The sequence below is a fragment of the Sporosarcina sp. P18a genome (assembly GCF_002743135.1).
Classification (GTDB): Bacteria; Bacillota; Bacilli; order Bacillales_A; family Planococcaceae; genus Sporosarcina.
Genome location: NZ_PDYQ01000008.1, coordinates 81149 through 98292 on the forward strand (window position 1 = coordinate 81149; position 17144 = coordinate 98292).

General features: G+C 41.5%; 18 protein-coding genes. 8 read left to right on the forward strand and 10 right to left on the reverse strand.

Annotated features, from left to right (window positions below; genetic code table 11):
- Positions 1–12: 12 nt before the first annotated feature.
- The 5 genes from yhaM to CSV75_RS15160 form a co-directional block, all read right to left on the reverse strand.
- Positions 13–951 (reverse strand): 3'-5' exoribonuclease YhaM, encoded by a 939-nt coding sequence (yhaM, locus tag CSV75_RS15140; protein WP_085131602.1) that lies wholly within the window; start codon positions 949–951, stop codon positions 13–15.
- Positions 951–3803 (reverse strand): ATP-binding protein, encoded by a 2853-nt coding sequence (locus CSV75_RS15145; protein WP_099676495.1) that lies wholly within the window; start codon positions 3801–3803, stop codon positions 951–953. Before CSV75_RS15145 ends, yhaM begins: the two co-directional genes overlap by 1 nt.
- Position 3804: 1 nt before the next feature.
- Complete coding sequence (locus CSV75_RS15150; protein WP_099676496.1) at positions 3805–5007, reverse strand: metallophosphoesterase family protein; 1203 nt, start codon at positions 5005–5007, stop codon at positions 3805–3807.
- Between the two features lie 532 nt (positions 5008–5539).
- Positions 5540–6799, reverse strand: a complete 1260-nt coding sequence (locus tag CSV75_RS15155) for an ABC transporter permease (RefSeq protein ID WP_099676497.1) — start codon at positions 6797–6799, stop codon at positions 5540–5542.
- The gene (locus CSV75_RS15160) at positions 6792–7691 is read right to left on the reverse strand and encodes an ABC transporter ATP-binding protein (RefSeq protein ID WP_099676498.1); all 900 of its coding nucleotides are present in this window, start codon (positions 7689–7691) and stop codon (positions 6792–6794) included. The genes CSV75_RS15155 and CSV75_RS15160 overlap by 8 nt, the downstream gene beginning before the upstream one ends.
- Before the next feature lie 185 nt (positions 7692–7876).
- On the opposite strand from CSV75_RS15160, the gene CSV75_RS15165 reads away from it, so the two are divergent.
- Both CSV75_RS15165 and mgsA read left to right on the forward strand, forming a co-directional pair.
- The gene (locus CSV75_RS15165; RefSeq protein WP_029054126.1) at positions 7877–8062 is read left to right on the forward strand and encodes a YhzD family protein; all 186 of its coding nucleotides are present in this window, start codon (positions 7877–7879) and stop codon (positions 8060–8062) included.
- A gap of 172 nt (positions 8063–8234) precedes the next feature.
- Positions 8235–8639: a methylglyoxal synthase gene (gene mgsA, locus CSV75_RS15170; protein WP_199171380.1), complete on the forward strand. Its 405-nt coding sequence runs from the start codon at positions 8235–8237 to the stop codon at positions 8637–8639.
- Positions 8640–8704: 65 nt separating this feature from the next.
- Here mgsA and CSV75_RS15175 read toward each other — a convergent pair whose 3' ends face one another.
- The 4 genes from CSV75_RS15175 to CSV75_RS15190 all read right to left on the reverse strand — a co-directional run bounded on the left by CSV75_RS15175 (position 8705) and on the right by CSV75_RS15190 (position 12692).
- Positions 8705–9490, reverse strand: a complete 786-nt coding sequence (locus tag CSV75_RS15175) for an enoyl-CoA hydratase (RefSeq protein WP_099676499.1) — start codon at positions 9488–9490, stop codon at positions 8705–8707.
- Between the two features lie 112 nt (positions 9491–9602).
- Complete coding sequence (locus CSV75_RS15180) at positions 9603–11111, reverse strand: coproporphyrinogen III oxidase (RefSeq protein ID WP_099676500.1); 1509 nt, start codon at positions 11109–11111, stop codon at positions 9603–9605.
- 61 nt (positions 11112–11172) lie between these two features.
- Positions 11173–11523 (reverse strand): YlbF/YmcA family competence regulator, encoded by a 351-nt coding sequence (locus CSV75_RS15185; protein WP_099673783.1) that lies wholly within the window; start codon positions 11521–11523, stop codon positions 11173–11175.
- Positions 11524–11537: 14 nt separating this feature from the next.
- A complete protein-coding gene (locus tag CSV75_RS15190) occupies positions 11538–12692 on the reverse strand; it encodes a DUF445 domain-containing protein (RefSeq protein WP_099676501.1) in 1155 nt (384 codons plus the stop codon).
- A gap of 173 nt (positions 12693–12865) precedes the next feature.
- Between CSV75_RS15190 and CSV75_RS15195 the strand changes: the two genes are divergently transcribed.
- Positions 12866–13645, forward strand: a complete 780-nt coding sequence (locus CSV75_RS15195; RefSeq protein ID WP_099676502.1) for a helical backbone metal receptor — start codon at positions 12866–12868, stop codon at positions 13643–13645.
- Position 13646: 1 nt separating this feature from the next.
- Here CSV75_RS15195 and CSV75_RS15200 read toward each other — a convergent pair whose 3' ends face one another.
- Positions 13647–14039 carry a ferritin family protein gene (locus CSV75_RS15200; RefSeq protein WP_099630611.1) on the reverse strand — a complete coding sequence of 131 codons (393 nt, stop codon included), beginning with the start codon at positions 14037–14039 and terminating at the stop codon, positions 13647–13649.
- An 83-nt stretch (positions 14040–14122) separates the two neighbouring features.
- Here CSV75_RS15200 and CSV75_RS15205 point away from each other — a divergent pair, with 83 nt between their 5' ends.
- From CSV75_RS15205 to CSV75_RS15220, 5 genes are all read left to right on the forward strand, one after another.
- Entirely contained in the window at positions 14123–14326 is a 204-nt protein-coding gene (locus CSV75_RS15205; RefSeq protein ID WP_099676503.1) for a YheE family protein, read from the forward strand.
- A 44-nt stretch (positions 14327–14370) separates the two neighbouring features.
- Positions 14371–14523, forward strand: a complete 153-nt coding sequence (locus CSV75_RS16360) for a hypothetical protein (protein ID WP_158231679.1) — start codon at positions 14371–14373, stop codon at positions 14521–14523.
- A 314-nt stretch (positions 14524–14837) separates the two neighbouring features.
- Entirely contained in the window at positions 14838–16175 is a 1338-nt protein-coding gene (locus CSV75_RS15210; protein ID WP_199171381.1) for a hemolysin family protein, read from the forward strand.
- A gap of 59 nt (positions 16176–16234) precedes the next feature.
- Positions 16235–16654 carry a disulfide oxidoreductase gene (locus tag CSV75_RS15215; RefSeq protein ID WP_099676504.1) on the forward strand — a complete coding sequence of 140 codons (420 nt, stop codon included), beginning with the start codon at positions 16235–16237 and terminating at the stop codon, positions 16652–16654.
- 6 nt (positions 16655–16660) lie between these two features.
- Positions 16661–17134, forward strand: a complete 474-nt coding sequence (locus CSV75_RS15220) for a thioredoxin family protein (RefSeq protein WP_099676505.1) — start codon at positions 16661–16663, stop codon at positions 17132–17134.
- The last annotated feature ends 10 nt before the right edge of the window (positions 17135–17144 follow it).

A 17144-nucleotide genomic window follows, 5' to 3' on the forward strand; every position in this document is an offset into this window, starting at 1 on the left:
TTACATAGTAGTTTATTCAAAAGTAGGCTTGTAGAATGAACGGTTATCCAGTGGGAATACGCGCTCGGAGAACTCGCCTGGCGTAGTCTTTGACATTACGCGGTTTAGCATATTCATCTTCGCATCGATATTATCGATATAATGGAGAATCTCCGCCTCTTTCAACATCGGGCGCTTTGGACTGCCCCACTCTTCTTTACCGTGGTGGGACAACACCATATGCTGAAGCAACATCACTTCTTCGCCTTCGATCTCCAGCTCTTCTGCTGCCTTGGAAATTTCATTGACCATGATCGTAATATGACCTAGCAAGTTCCCTTCAATCGTATACTGCGTGCCGACTGGACCTGACAGCTCGATGACCTTTCCAATGTCATGCAAAATAATTCCTGCATACAGCAAGTCTTTGTTCAACGTCGGATACAATTCCGCAATGGCCTTGCCAAGTTTCAGCATCGAAACTACATGATCTAGCAAGCCGGATACGTAGTCATGATGATTTCTCGTAGCTGCTGGATATAACACGAAGTCCTGCTGATGTTTCTTCAGTAAATGACGGGTAACACGCTGGATTTGTGGATTTTTCATTTCAAAGAAATATTGCATCAATTCGTCTAACAATACTTCCTTACTCTTTTCAGCAGACGGTACTAAATCTGCAATCGTCACGCCTTCATCTTCTTTTACAGGACGGATTGCTTTAAGACGAAGTTGGTTTTTCCCGCGGTATTCATGGATTTCTCCACCTACTTTTACGATGGTCGCTCCCTGATACATCTGGGCTTGCTCTTCACCCGCATCCCAAAGTTTAGCTTCAAGGTCCCCACTTTTATCTTGCAGAATCAACGTCATGAACGGACTCCCCTGCTGTGTGACACCTTTTGTTGCCTGCTTAATCAATAAATACATGTCGATCGTTTCACCGACTTGATAGTCAAGTAGTTTTTTCATCAGTAAATCTCCCCTTTTACTTTTCGTCCAATCTCAATTGTATGAGGTTCACTTGGCCATTTCAATTTCATTTCTTGATGGCAAGTAAAGTACAGAAATTGATGTGATGGCTGTAACTCCGTAAGTATTTCTATCATACGCGAAAGTCGCTCATTATCAAAGTGAACAAATGGGTCATCCATAATGATTGGGAACGGTGCACGCTCTGATAATTCATAGGCTAACGCTAGTCGTAAAGAAAGATAAGCTTGTTCTTTTGTAGCTTGACTGAGCTCATTGATCATGAACGTTTGTCCTTCGGCAGTGACCGCCTCAAAATAACCTTCTGTAGTTAAAGCAATCGTCGCGTACCGATCCCCTGTTAAATAGCTGAACCATTTATTTGCTTGAATAAGTACGGCTGGCAATTGATGTTCTTTCCACTCACTCATCGTCTGTTGAATCGACTCACGGACAGCTTTACGGATTACCCATTGCTTTGTCATTTCTTCCAACTCGGCTTTTCGTACTTCTACTAACTGCTGGAGCTCACTGTACGACTGACTGGTACCCATTTGTGAGATTTCATGACCTACTTTGACCTGCTCATCTACAAGCGCTTCTACTTCTTGCCGTATTGTTTGAAGGCGGTTCGTCGTCTCGCTGCGTTGTCGTTCTAGTTCCGGTATAGTCCACTCTTTTACCAATGGTTCCTTATTATATAAGGAAATCTGGGCTTCTACTTCTTTTAGCTGTCGTTTCAGCAATTGTGCATCTTGATCTTGCTGATATGCTGTATAAAATTGTTCTTTATCCGATACGCCAACGATCGCAAACAATTGTAAAATTTCCGCTGTTGTCGTTTCCAACAGCTCATTTGTTTCTTGTAATTGCTCTTTGATTTCAAGTCCTGTTTTTTGCTTGCTTAGATGCTTTTCTTGCAAGCTATTCTGATGAAGTAGTTCTTGGCGAATTCTTTCAAATAAACCTTCTTCCGCGACAGGCCCGAGCACTTTTTCCACTTCTTTAATTAGCGACTGTACGTGTTGCGTCGCGGTTAGTAAACGTTGCCGCCATGTTTTCTGATCTATTTCCGCATCCTGGAACTCGCGCAGTAGGCGGAAGCTTTCCTGAATATTGAATGTCAAATCGAATGGCTCATCTTGCAACAGGTCTTGCCATTTCTTCACCGCTTGTTGTTTCTGATCATAAAGTTGTTCCATTTCTTCCGCATATTTCTGTAATTTGTGATCCAGTCTTTCAATCTCTGCTGCCACTTGCCGTTGGTCACGCTGTTGCAGCTCATCACGCTCAGCTAGTCTTTCGAGTTCCGCTACTAACGGTTCATTATCTCGAATGAACGATTGCTGATCTGATACAGAATCGGGTCGTTGTTTCCATAACCAAGCACTGACCGCCACAATTACTATACCGAGGCACGTGAACAACCATTGCTGCTGCAAGACACTATATGCCCCAATCGCTAGGCCAATGAGCATAATAATTACTGGAACCATCTGATTCGATGCCTGCTTATCCGACGCAGATACAATGAATTTAGCTTCCGCGAGCTGACGTTGCAGTTCGGGCAAGGCCGTCAGTTTCTGTCGTTCAGATTCAGTCAATTGCATACGTTCAGTATGTTCTTTTCGTTGCTCTGATTCCTGCCGTTCACTTTCCGCTTCCGCGAGAAGACGTTGCAATGCTTTTAATTGCTGATCTAACTCTTTCTGTTCTTCGAGGATTGGTTCAAGCTGGCGTTCACGTTGGATGGAAACATCCATCTTCCCTATCGACAACTGCTGATCATGGGTTAATCCTAAACGATTACTGAGTTGCTGTAGTTTCTTTTCGAGCAAACGGATTTCTTGTTCAGCAGAAATTCGGTCCGTCCGTAACCGATGCCACTCTGCTTCTTGTGTGACCCAGCGCTCTAACTGTTGCCTTTCACTAGTAGGCCGTAAATCGATCCATTCCGATTGCCATTCCGCTTGTTCTTCCTCTAGACGCGTTTTCTTTAATTGCAATTCGGATTGTTTACTAGCCAGTTCCTCGTACCGTTGGATTCCTGCCGCTGGGAATGTATCTGTCAAGTGGGAAAGTTGTTCAAGTAATTGATTACGCTGTTGCTGTAGCGGAACAATTTGCATGGCAATTCGTTGTTCTTCAGACTGCTTATAAAGACGTTGCTCTTCCAAGCGTAAAGTCGCCACTTGCTCGTCGAGTTCTTGCTTGCGACTAGTAAGCGGTTCATACATCGATAGCTTCTGCTGCTCTTTTTGCATCGCTTGTTCAAGTTCACGTATTTCGGTCAGTTTTTTATTCATCTGTGGTATTTTCCCAGACTTTTTGAAGAGGCTACCCATTTCTTTCTCCATCTTCTTTTCCACTTTCCAAAGTGTATCCAGGCCGGTCGTTCCGGATGCAAGTAATGTACGGCTTAAATCATTTTCATCCATCTTCTCGAGACCTTGTAATTGGAATAAGGAGAAAGAGAATATAGATTCAAATGCTTGTCGATCATAACCTCTCAATAACCTCTTTAGTTCGGCTTCCTCCATAATACGCCCATCTTCAAAACGGATTAAGACGTCACCTGAGGACTTACCACGCACCCGCTCAATCATCCAATTACCATACTCTTGATCTTCTATATATAGACAGCCGCCATATTTACCACCTGTTTTCGGCTCATAGCGCAATTCCTGTTGATTCTTTTGAGGAAATCCAAATAAAATATGAAGGATGGCTTGCTGAATGGTCGTCTTCCCCGCTTCATTCGGTCCATACAAAAGATTCATACCGGGGCGCAGATTAATTTCTAGATTCTCATGCTGGCCGAATCCATAAAGAAGTATTTTCTGGATTTTCATTTCAGCTCTCCTTCAACAGTTCATTCTTAAGCAATGCAGTTGCCTGCTGTTTCAACCGCTCAAAATCCACAGGCTTCAATGTCTCTAAATAACGACCGGCTTTATGGCTGTATACTTCTTTCACCAAATCATGCCAGTCATTCGTTTCCCAAGAAGAAATGGTTCTTTCCACCGGTTTCAGTAAAGAATTCGGAACTACTGAATCATGGATTGGTGGCCATTCAATTGCTGATATCCACACAAATGGTTCTATAGCTTCATACTGCTCTCGCAAAATGTCTAGCCATTCCCCTTCCACTCTAGCCAAGTCGTTTGTAAGGCCTTCCGTTTGTTCCATCACTAACTCCACGACGACACTACCGGCTTCAGCTGTCAGTTGATCTATCGCTTCCTGACAAGCAGAAATCCAGTCATCTGCGTATTCAATTCCTTCGCACGAAACAGTCAATGAAGTGTACATAATATCCGATGTGCCTACAAATTTCATGGACGTCTGAGTCGATGTTAACAGGACATCATAAAAACCTTTCTGTCCTGATTCATTGCGATGACGACCTTGAATATTGCCGGGATAGACGATCGGTGGTTCCTCTGATAATAGTTGGCGTTTATGAATATGCCCAAGCGCCCAGTAGTGATAGTGCTTATCCTGCAATTCACTGACTGTAAACGGCGCATAGACAGCGTGCTCTACATCTCCTGCCACACTTCCGTGTAATAGACCGATATGTATTCCGTCAGTAGCTTCCGGATAATCCCTAATCATTGGTTCTTTCACATGGCGCTGCGGATAGCTGAAGCCGTGTAAGTATATTATCTCGTCATGGATAGCCAATTGTTTTTGTTCTACTTGTTCAGAAAACACGTGGACATTTTCAGGCAATGAAACTCTAGTCCATCTGCCCGCCAAGTGATCATGATTTCCGTATGATAGATAGACAGGGATATTCACTTTTTGAAGTTGTTGCATACCTTGCTGGAAACGAATTTGCGCACGCAAGCTACGGTCTTCACCGTCGTAAATATCGCCAACAATGACAATGAAATCCGGTAGCTCTTTAATTGCGTAGGCTATAAATCGGTCGAATGCAGCGAATGTGGACTGCTGCAGTCTGGCTAGCTCGTCCGGACCTGCTGCGGCCATGCCTTTAAAGGGGCTGTCCAAGTGCAGGTCGGCTGTATGTAAAAAACGTATAGGTTCCATAGGTCGCACCTCTTCCACGAATACTCGTTCTTATTTTACCATATTTCATCTATTACTGGAAAGTGAACATCTACAAATGAGGTAACTTGAAGGCACCGTTGATCGACATTCCAGGCGGACGCTTTCCTGCGGGCATGGCTTGAGCTTCCTCGTCCGCTAAGTGCAAAGACGTGCTCCTAACGCTTCGCTTTTAATCGCAGAAGTAATTGCTATTCCCGCGGGAGTCGCCGCCTTCCACTTACGATCAACTAGTGTCTCTTTCTGAATGGGAAGGTTAGAGTAATAGTTAAGTAAATCCCTGCACTGAACTTAACGAAGTTGAAAGACATAACTAATTAACACGCTATCGCCAATAAGTGATCTACATCCATCCACAATAACACTAGGATTGAGACGGAAGCTGGGGCTCAATCCCCCCGTACTCTCTAATTAATCCACTTCAATATTCTCATTAAGACTTTGAACTTGAACCCACGCAAAAAAGAATATCCCAAGAAGTACTGTGACTTCTCGGGACACCCTTCTCATAACCCTATTCTTTTCCAAGCTGAACAGCCTTCTTCAAATCCTTCAGCGAACGTGATGGCCCATACATCAAGACACCGCCACGATACACTTTTGATCCGAACCATCCGAGGATCAAGATGGTCACCACCATAATACCTATCGAAAGCAAAGGCTCCCATAAAGGTAAGTCAAGCATGCCTACTCGTAGGAACATGACAAGTGGAGCGAAGAACGGGATGAACGACGCGATTTTCAAGTAGCCCAATTCTGGATTCCCAAGTCCAGTTGCTGCGATGATGAAGGCCGCAACGATCAGCAACGACATCGGCATAATCATTTGCTGAACATCTTCTGTACGACTCACTAACGAGCCAAGCAAGGCCGCGAGTGTGGCGTATAAGAAATAGCCGAGTAAGAAGAATATCACAGCGTAAATAAGTGTACTTACTTCTAGGTTTTCTAAACTAAAGAATGCAGATAGCTCATTTTTCTCTCCTGTGGAAGAAAGTCTATATGCTAAAAATCCTGACACTGCATAGACGAGAATTTGCACAATCCCGAGTGAGCCGATTCCAAGTACTTTTGCGAACATATGCTTAACGGGTGATACACTCGAGATAAGAATTTCCATCACGCGTGAGGATTTTTCAGTTGCGACTTCGGTTGCAATCATCGATGAATAAATAATAACGGCAAAGTAAATAACGAACATCAATACATACACCAAGATACGAGCTTGGTTCAGTTCTTCTTCTGATTTTGCTGTTTCTGAAATATTATGTTTCTCAAATTGAATGGGTGCAAACAACTCGGAAACTTGTTCAACAGATAGAGAGAGCCTTTCAGCTTTCACCTCGGTTTGAATGTTCTGTAATGCGTCTTGCAGAGCAGAAGGTAAAAATTGATCTACTAGACTGCTTGTAGTGTAATTCGCTTGAATCGTTTGATCCGCATCGAAACTTAATTCCATGAACGATGCAATTTTTTCCGATTTTACTTGCTCTAACAGCTGATCTTTCGTGTCTTCTGTCAGCTCTAATGAAATTCCTTGCTCATTTTGCTGAAGATGTTCAAGCAGACGGTCAAATAACACTCCACTTTCATCAACAACCAGTACACGATCATCTTCTTCATTCCCCATCATTTTACCGACCTTTTCCATAATGCTCGGCAAATTCGCGAAAAGAAAAATGCCTGCTACCATAATAAGTGTCGTAATGAAAAATGATTTTGTTTTAGCTTTAGTTAAGAAGCTTTGTTTGAAAATAATCCAAAATTCACGCATGCTCATTCCCCACTTTCGCAATGAATATGTCTTGCAAAGATGGTTCTTCTATTTCAAACTGACGAATCGGTCCCTTTAGCAATGCTGCTTGCAACAACGTATGCGCCACTCGTTCATCCTCTACTTGAAAGACTGCACCTTCTAATGAGTGATGAGTTGTCGTTACGCCTTCGATGCTCTCTAGCTCCACTAAAGGAAAGTCTGCACGAATCCGGACATTTTGTTTGCCGAATGAACGTTTAACGTCACGCAAATTTCCACTGACTAATTGTTTGCCATGGTGAATAATACTAAGTTGCTCACATAACTCTTCCACATGATCCATGCGGTGGCTAGAGAATAGAATCGTTGCCCCGCCGTTACGGAAGTCAACGATTGCTTTTTTTAACATCTCTACGTTAACTGGATCAAGTCCCGAGAACGGTTCATCCAAGATAAGTAATTGGGGATTATGTAATAATGCAGCAATGACTTGTATCTTTTGCTGATTCCCCTTCGATAATTCTTCCACCTTTTTATTCGTATTTTGTGGTACTTCGAAACGATCCAACCAATGAAGTGCTGCACTTTTCGCTGCGGACTTTTTCATTCCGCGCAGCTGTCCAAGAAAGATTAACTGATCTAGCACTTTCATTTTTGGATAAAGACCTCGCTCTTCAGGCAAATAGCCAATTAGCGGACTCGTTTCATACGAAATCGTGCGGCCATTCCATGAAATATTTCCTTCTGTCGGGGTTAATAATCCCAAAATCATTCGAAATGTAGTGGTCTTCCCTGCACCGTTCGCTCCAAGGAATCCGTACATCGTTCCTTCTTCCACCGTCAATGACAGCTGATCCACTGCTGTGAAATCGCCAAATCGTTTAGTTACTCGTTCCAATTCCAAAGCCATACACATCATCTCCTTCAATACTCTCTATCTCGTTCTACGTTCCAAAAGACCATATGTTTCATAATTATAAATATTCCTCCACTACATTCTAACATGAAGTAACTTTTTGCACTTCTATTAAATGAATCATTATTCATTTCGCACGATTCATAGTATACTAGGTAAAAGATGATGGAGGCGATATAATGAAAACCTACAAACTAACAGCGTACGAAAAAGATGGTTCATTAATTACAGAAGAGACTTTCACTGCGGAATCTGATGATGCAGCAAAAGAACAAGGTCATCAGCTGCTGACAGAAAAAGATTTGCTCGAGCGAACACACCGCCTAGCTTCCCCTCTTGGTAAACTATTATTATTCCATACATGAACAAATGACAAAATCTCCATTTTGAGGAGGTTTTGTTTTTTATACGATAATCCTGAACAGAGGGATATTGTATTGCGCACAGTTACAAATTTTTATACAAATGGCACAAGATTTTTTCAGAATTTTGTGATACGCTATGGTCGTCAAGAATTCGTAGAAGGAAGTGACTCGTTTGAACATTGCTTTGATTGCGCATGATGAAAAAAAGGCTGAATTAGTCAATTTCACAATTGCTTACGAGCAGATTTTTGCTAAACATACTCTTTACGCAACGGGCACAACAGGATTACGCATCATGAAGGAAACCGATCTTTCTGTCACACGACTCATGTCGGGTCCACTCGGTGGTGATCAACAGATAGGTGCCATGATCGCAACGGGTAAGCTAGATTTAATTTTATTTTTCCGTGATCCGTTGACTGCACAGCCACATGAACCTGATGTGAGCGCCTTACTTCGATTATGTGACGTCTATGGTATACCTCTCGCTACGAATTTAGCTTCAGCGGAGTTACTATTGCGTGCTATAGAAAAAGGCTATTTCTCATGGAGAGAAACAGCCGCTAAGTATCAATAATTCTACAAAAAATGATTATAGATATAAACGAGACGCGCAGTTTTCATGGCACGTCTTCTTTCCATTTATTGGCCTGTGAAGCTCGGTTTTCTCTTTTCAATAAATGCCTGTACGCCTTCGCGATGATCAGTAGTTGAGCGCATAGCTACTTGTGCTTCGCCTTCAAGCTTCAAGATTTTCTCGAGTTCGGCGATGCCTGTTGCATGGAGTATTTTCTTTGTTGCGGCCATGGAAGCTGTTGGGGAGTGTAGGATAACTTGCGCACGTTGTTGAGCCGTATTCCACGCTTCTCCGTCTGCTACCGCTTCATCAACGAGTCCGATATGCATTGCACTTTTTCCATCCAGTACTTTCCCGGACCAAATGAGTTGTTTAGCCCTGGTTGAACCAACACGTTCTTTCAGGAAGAAGTGGCCCCCACCGTCTGGAACGAGCCCGATGCCGATAAAGTTCATTGCAATTTTACTGGATTCTTCCGCAATGACAACATCGCATGCAATTGCGATACTGCATCCAAGCCCAGCTGCTGCACCGTGTACAGATGCGATTGTGATTTGCGGCATGCTATACATAGACAATGCCAATCTGGATAAGTCGACCATAATATCTTCCATTTTGCTTGGGCTACCCGGGTCGAGCATCGCCTTGACATTTCCACCTGAAGAAAATGCTCGACCTGCTCCCCTGAACAGTACGACATGTACGGATGAATTGTCTTTTAGTTGATCTACAGTATCTGCCAATTCTTTCATCATAACTCCGTCCATCGCGTTCATTACTTCAGGTTGGTTAAAGGTTACTGTCGCTAGTCTTCCTTCAATTTCCACTTTGATCTGCTTTGTCAAAATCAAATCCCCCTCTATATGAATGGTTGTTCATTCATTACATTATACACAATTACCTGAGCATTTGCATAACTTTAACAAAAAAATTCCCCCATCTAGTATGACGAGGGAATCCGTATTATTTTATTGTTTCTGAAGACGGAAATAACTCTTCCAAATACGCTATTTTCTTATCTATGGCCTCTTCAAACCCTACTATATAGGCGCCAGGTTCTTTTGGGTTATGGAATTGCGTCAGCTTGCCAGTTGCCGGTTCCATGAACTTGCTTGAAGCTCCGCAACCTAAACCGATAATGGTCTGTGCTTCTTCCATGATCAATATGTTATAAAGACTTTCTTCACCTGGTTTGGAATAACCGACATTTTCAAGATTTCCTAAAATGTTTTTCTGGCGGTATAGATAGTAGGGTATATAGCCGTTATCGCGCGACCATTCTTCTCCGCGTGTCATCATTTTTCCTACAGATTCCCGATCCGCCACTTGGTACTTGTCCTTATTCCGTGTCATTTCAGAAGCACGCTTGAACGACAAAGTATGGATGGTCAAAGATTCCGGCTGCATCTTTTCTGTTTCAGCCAATGAGTGTTCGAATTCTTCAAGACCTTCATTCGGCAAACCGATGATTAAGTCCATATTAATATTGCGCATTCCTTGCTCTCGGGACAACCAATATTTATCGATTGTTTCCTGTACCGTGTGATGACGGCCGATTGCTTTCAATGTTTCATCCGTATAGGACTGTGGATTGACACTGATTCGATCTATGCCCCACTTCTTCAGTACTTCGAGTTTCGGTACCGTAATCGTATCAGGACGCCCGGCTTCCACCGTCACTTCACGAACATGTTCCATATAAGGGAATGAGTCCATCATCGTTTGATAAAGTGCATCCATTTCATCTGCTTCAATAGACGTGGGTGTTCCGCCGCCAAAATAAATTGTCGTTATACGAATATCACGCTCTTTTAACCATTTACCCATTGCACGCATTTCTTCATGCAAGCCGTCTAGGAATGTTTCCACTCGTCCACTTTTTCGATGAATTGCATAGGCTGGGAACGTGCAATACGCACATTTTGTTGGACAAAACGGTATGCCAATATATATACTCACTTGTTCTTTTAATGAATACAAATCTGGCAATGCATTCAGTTGAACGTCTGCAATTTCTGCAATCAATTCACTTTTTCGTACGGATACCCTATGCCGTTGCTGAAGTAGCTGCTTTGCTTCCGCAACCGTATGGCCATCTTGACGATACATATGATACAACTTTGTAGGTCGGATTCCCGTTAGGATCCCCCACTCTTGATTCATTCCAGTTGCTTGTTCTAGCGCATCTAGCAATACGTGGGAATACATTCTTTTACGCTGACGTATTTGCCCGCGTTCTTTTATTTCCTTTACCTCTTCGGCAAAACGCGACGTATACTGCTTACCTTGCCATTGAATATTCACCGTTACACTTGGTGATTCTTCGTATTCCTCGGTAAACCGTAATTCAATTGCTGTATCATCTGTCTGTTCCGTAACTATTTTAGACTGTTCAAAAAATAAATTGGCCAAGTGTGTAAACATTCGTATCCAATCTTGGGGGAATTGTTGATTTACATGTAATTGTTGCATGATTTTCTCCTACTCTCCATCTGTTAAAAAAAACCGGCCAAGGCCGGTTTCGATGTATCTATTAATTAAAGCCTTCATATAAATCTTGAATCGGTTTCAATACTACACGGTTTACTTCTTCAATCAATTCGCTAAGCTTCATTTCAGCAGTCAGCATAGCCAAGATTTTCGGGTTTTCTTGAGCAAGTTGCGCTGTTTTCTGTGCGTGCTCAAGCTCATCTCCTTCAATCTCTTCACCAGCCATTTGTTTCTGTTGTAAATTCATTTGGATTTCGCGGAAGCTTTCGAACAATGCAAGAGCTTGTTCGTCACCTTTCACATCGGCCATTGCTGTTTTCACCGCTACATACTCATCTGTTTTACGTAAAGTAGATTCCAATTTGTTCATATCATCATAAATGTTTACTGACATACTATCTCCTCCTACTATCCATTTAATATAAGTGCAATAACTCCTTGCACAATTCCTATGATACCACCAAGAAATGCGCCCAGAACCGTAATCATTTTAAACTCTCTGCGTGAAATGCCGAGAACTAGATCTTCTAGAACAGCCACAGGGAACGTGTCTACTTGCTCTTTCACCAGCTCATCAAGTTTTAGCTTTCTTAATGATTGTTCAAGGTGCGCTTCAGCCTGTGTGAATAAAAATTTGACAATTTGTGGTGTCACATTGTTAGCCGTCCATGTGGATCCTTGTGGCCAATAATGTGACAAACTGTGATCGAGTCTTTCTTGTAGTGCCAATTGATCCAGTGCATACTTTTTCACTGAAGCAAACACACTATCAAAGTCGAATCCAGACGTCAACTGTTCCATTGGTTGTTGCTGAACATTTTGCCACTCTTTCCAAATCAGTTTATCTAATAACTCTTTTGTTCCAGGCGCTTCTATAAATCTCAATGCTTCCCGTTGAACCTTGCCGACCAGCGACTCCGATTCTCCAAAAAACATATTGAGCATGCCACCAAATGTTCCTTTTGAAGCCAAGAAATCATCAATCAACTTTTGGAATGTCAGTCTTCCTTCTGCTGAATCCACAAATTGACTTGCACGAAGTAATACGAAGTCAGAGGCTAAAGGAATTCTCTCTTCGATTTGTTGTTGCCAACGAAGCGGCATAACTTCCTCCACTGTACCTGTTGTTACTTTAACTTTCATCTCATACAATTGTTGATCAATCAATGTGATCAACTTGTCTTCCACTTGTTCTGGAAGTTTGTCGGCACCCGCAAGCTTGAGCCAATCGTTCAAGGTCTTATCTGATTGCAGGATGTATTTATCCATTTGACTTTGGATAAATGTCTCTACACGCTTTTCCATTCCAGGAGTCAACATCTTTTTCCGAAATAGGTCAGGTGTCAGCAAATAATTTGTCACTGTTTTTCCAAGCTGAGTCGCCAATTCATTTCGGCGCTTCGGAATCAAGCCGGGTGTAAACGGCAAACGTGTTTTTCCAATGTATTTTGCCTCATGTGGCCTAAACAGCATCTTGATCGCCAGATGATTCGTTACTCCACCAATCAATGCGCCAATAAACGCCATGAACAAAATAGTTAGTACTATTTTCAATCGCTTCACCTTATTCCACTTGATCTTCGTTCCAATTATAACAAAAACCAGCTGAATGAAAAGCAATTAGAGGCGGAGATTTCTGACTTTACATTTGATAGCAGTTCAGGTACGTTGCAAGTAGAGTATTACATACCACAATCCTATGTTTTCACATACCATTAAAGGAGGCAATCATTTCATTGAAAAAAGAAATTATCGACCACTTAGGAAGAACCGTTGTGTATAATTTCCCACCCAAACGAATCGTCACATTATGTCCTGGTATTACAGAAACTTTATTCGGAATTGGACTTGGAAAAGAAATTGTTGGACGCACAAGGTATTGTATATATCCTGAACAGGTTAAGAACGTTCCCGCAGTCGCAGGAACGAAAGATTTGAAGTTGGAAAAGATACATGAAGTACAGCCTGATTTAATTATTATGGAAAAAGAAGAAAACACAAAAGAGATGGTCGAAATTCTTTCCGAGTTCTATCCGGTATATGTAGCGGAAGTGCAGACGATCGAACAAGCTTATAGAATGATTACAGATATGGGATCGTTGACTGATCATGAGCAACAATCAAAATCGCTTGTCGCGGAAATCAAGCAAGCATTCACGACGCTCCCCACACTCCCTGCTGCACGAGTTGCTTATGTCATTTGGCAAAAGCCGTATATGGTTGTCGGCAAAGACACCTATATCAACTCGTTATTACAAAAACTCGGTTTCATCACACCTTTCGCGGAATCATCTGACCGCTATCCAGCTGTAACGGAAGAACAATTTAAGGAAGCTCATCTGGACTTAGTATTGCTATCCTCTGAACCCTATCCATTTAAGGAAAAACAGCAAATTCAGTTCCAGGAAATGTTACCTGATACAACGATTCAACTAATTGACGGAGAAATGTTCTGGTATGGGGTTCGAATGCTTGAAGGTGCCAATTATTTCAAAGACTTTTCTTTCGATGTTTGATTTAATTTACTCCATTGAATATGGTAGACATTCGAATAGCATGCTCCATATCATCATGTAAAGCGATAAAAATCGGATCATATGCCTCTTCAAAAGGAATCGTCAAAAACAGTTCCTTACACTGTTCCACTGCTTCAAGTTCATTAACTAGCGCATTTTTAGCTGATTCTTTCAAATTCGTACAAGGCGCTGGCTTTTTCGGATTCGGCACAAACTCTTTTGTCATTATATAATGAAGCTGCTGGAACATCTCGTAATGACTTTTTTCATCCTCATACGCATGGCGAATGAATTCCTGCCATAACAAATCATTCGTCAGCTGGTACATGGACTTATAATAAAAATATGATTTATACTTTTCCTCAATCGCATTACGTAGTTGAGTAACAAACACACACTCATCCTTTCGTCCTTTTGGTCAGTTTATGAAATGAACGAACAGGATATCACTAATGGAACAATAAAGGAGAAAACAAGATGCTACAACACTTCAGTTATAAAAAAATGTTTGAAGATACTGATCTACCGGGTTGGACTATCTCATTTTATTACCAAAACAAACAATATAAAGGTGATTACCATAAAGACGGCACGATCAACTGGACAAATGCTACACCGCCAGATGAAGAAAAGATCGTCCTACTGGTCCATGATCTCATGACTTTCCACGTTTATGAATGAGATCCATCTAAATCGACCATCCTCTAACTAGAGGAGGTGCTTTTATGGGTAGAGAACAATCAAAGGGCAAACAACAGTTAGAAAAAGAGCGGTTGAAAGTACAAAACCAAAAAACTGAAAATGTCTTTGAAGACAAAAGCCACATCCCCAACGAGCAAAACGCATTTAAAGAAACCCAGCCAAAATACGGTGAGTAAAAATATTGCAGAAGACTGAAGACATCTCCCTTACGTATAGGACATGATCTTCAGTTTTTTTAAAAAGTATTTATAACGTTCAAAAAAGTGATTGTAAATAGATTTGGGTCTCTTCATGTAGCGGTGTTACCATGTTCCTCTTCATTCTTTATATCGACACATTACGTACCTCCAATACGTTTTTTTCATTCTGCAAGCAAATCGAATTGTAATTTCTCTTTAAATAAATTATTATAAAAGATAACTAACTTTACTTTACAGGAGGTGTACGCTTTGTTCTTTTCCCCCATCCGGGTTAAGCGCGAAGCTATTATTTGGATATTGCCATACGATTGGCAGCATTTGCTGCCTTGATCGCAATCACCGCTTTTTTTGTTGCGTGTGAATTCGCAATCGTGAAAGTCCGTTCATCACGTCTCGACCAATTAATCGTCGAAGGTAATCAACGTGCGGTTCTTTCAAAAAAAATTGCCGATAATTTAGATGAATATTTATCCGCTTGTCAGCTCGGAATTACGATTTCGGCACTTGGCCTAGGCATGCTCGGGGAACCAACAGTCCGCATGATGCTAGCTCCCGTTTTTGACATGTTTATACTTGATGCCCATATCGAAACCATTCTTTCATTCACCTTCGCTTTAGCGATCGTCACCTATTTGCATGTCGTGGTAGGGGAACTAGCTCCAAAGACCATCGCATTGCACAAGGCGGAAGAATTATCCTTGTCCCTTGCCGTCCCACTTAATCTATTTTACCGTCTTATGTACCCGATCATTAAAGGAATGAACGGATCGGCACGTCTTGTTACACGATTGCTAGGCTTCAAATCCATTTCCGAATTGGAAGTAGGTCATACAGAGGAAGAATTGCGTATTATTTTATCTGATAGTTTGCGAAGCGGTGAAATTAATCAAGCTGAGTTTAAATACGTCAATCGTATTTTTGAGTTTGATGATCGAGTCGCAAAGGAAATTATGCTACCACGAACAGAAATGATGACAGTCGATAAAGAAATGACATTATCCGAGGTGTTTGAATTACTAGGCGTTGAACAGTTTACTCGTTATCCAATTATCGACGGAGATAAAGATCACGTCATCGGACTGATCAACATGAAACATTTGCTGACGGCCTATATTAAAGATCCGTCAAATGGTAGTAAATCAGTCATTAATTATATGCAACCGATTATCCGAGTCATCGAAACGATCCCAATTGGGGAATTACTCTTGAAGATCCAACGCGAACGTATTCATATGGCTATTCTATTGGATGAATATGGAGGGACTTCCGGTCTGGTCACTATTGAAGACATCTTAGAAGAAATTGTTGGGGAGATCCGCGATGAATTCGATATGGATGAACTTCCTGAACTTCAGATTGTTGGGACAGACCACTATATTCTAGATGCCAAAATGCTGATTGAAAATGTCAATCATGCATTGAACATCGAAATACTGGAAGAGGATATCGATACCATCGGCGGTTGGTTCATGGATCAACGCTTTGAAGCTATACAGGGGGAAAAGATTATTGAACAAGGATATGAGTTTACTGTCAAAGAAGTAGATGGCAACCATATTCTTTACCTAGAAGCAAAAAAGCAACCTCCAGAAGTTGCAACCAATGAAGCTACCGATTCGTCTAAATAAAGCTTTCCCGTCTAAACGGGAAAGCTTTTATCTATTATTAAATGGTAAGGAGATGCTCTATGAATAAAAAACAGGAAAACTGGCTTCTCTCGATATGGGCCGTCGCATTCATCGCATTACTTGGCTCTTTGTATTTCTCTGAAATCAAAGGTTACATACCTTGTACGATGTGCTGGTATCAACGAATTTTCATGTATCCTATTGTATTGATTGGTTTAATCGCACTCATTCAGAAAAACATTTCGATTGCCTGGACTACGGCTTCATTCGCTTTTATCGGAGGCTGTATTTCTCTCTACCACTATGGTATTCAGAAACTGACTTTCTTACAAGACAGTGCTCCTGAATGTAGCGGAGCCTCTTGTACTGCTACATATATCAATTATTTCGGCTTCATTACGATTCCTTTTCTTGCATTGATAGCATTTGCTTTTATTTTCATCGCAAGTCTTGTAATCTTGAAACAAACAAAGGAGTGAAACACATTGAAAAAATTACTAGCTATTGGTGGAGTTATTGTCGTGATCTTCATTTTAATCGTCGTCCTCAATAATAAATCCAATGAAACAAAGCTCGCCGACAATCCGTACGGTACAAATAACCTACAACAATCTACAATTGATTTATTAGACAATGAAAGTTATCAGAACGTGGCACTTCCGGAAGAGATCTTCAAAAAAATTGAAAGCGGTGAACCGACAACTGTTTATTATTTCAGTCCGGAATGCCCGCACTGCATGGATATGACACCGCGTTTAATGCCAATTGCAGATGAATATGGTGTACATGTCTATCAGTATAACCTGCTCGAGTACGAAGATCAGATGAAACCAGAATACGATATTACAGCATGGCCTACACTAGTCCATTATAAAGATGGTAAAGAACAAGGCAGAACAGTTGGTTCACAGCCCGACGAGCAAATTAGAGCATTCTTTGAAGAATTTGAAAGCAACTAAGGAGACTACG

Excerpts from the sequence above, each read along its gene's own strand:
- CSV75_RS15160 (WP_099676498.1), bottom strand. The coding sequence starts at position 7,691 with ATGGCTTTGGAATTGGAACGAGTAACTAAACGATTTGGCGATTTCACA.
- yhaM (WP_085131602.1), bottom strand. The coding sequence starts at position 951 with ATGAAAAAACTACTTGACTATCAAGTCGGTGAAACGATCGACATGTAT.
- CSV75_RS15205 (WP_099676503.1), top strand. The coding sequence starts at position 14,123 with ATGCTACAACACTTCAGTTATAAAAAAATGTTTGAAGATACTGATCTA.
- CSV75_RS15165 (WP_029054126.1), top strand. The coding sequence starts at position 7,877 with ATGAAAACCTACAAACTAACAGCGTACGAAAAAGATGGTTCATTAATT.
- CSV75_RS15155 (WP_099676497.1), bottom strand. The coding sequence starts at position 6,799 with ATGCGTGAATTTTGGATTATTTTCAAACAAAGCTTCTTAACTAAAGCT.
- CSV75_RS15150 (WP_099676496.1), bottom strand. The coding sequence starts at position 5,007 with ATGGAACCTATACGTTTTTTACATACAGCCGACCTGCACTTGGACAGC.
- CSV75_RS15180 (WP_099676500.1), bottom strand. The coding sequence starts at position 11,111 with ATGCAACAATTACATGTAAATCAACAATTCCCCCAAGATTGGATACGA.
- CSV75_RS15185 (WP_099673783.1), bottom strand. The coding sequence starts at position 11,523 with ATGTCAGTAAACATTTATGATGATATGAACAAATTGGAATCTACTTTA.
- CSV75_RS16360 (WP_158231679.1), top strand. The coding sequence starts at position 14,371 with ATGGGTAGAGAACAATCAAAGGGCAAACAACAGTTAGAAAAAGAGCGG.
- CSV75_RS15145 (WP_099676495.1), bottom strand. The coding sequence starts at position 3,803 with ATGAAAATCCAGAAAATACTTCTTTATGGATTCGGCCAGCATGAGAAT.
- CSV75_RS15215 (WP_099676504.1), top strand. The coding sequence starts at position 16,235 with ATGAATAAAAAACAGGAAAACTGGCTTCTCTCGATATGGGCCGTCGCA.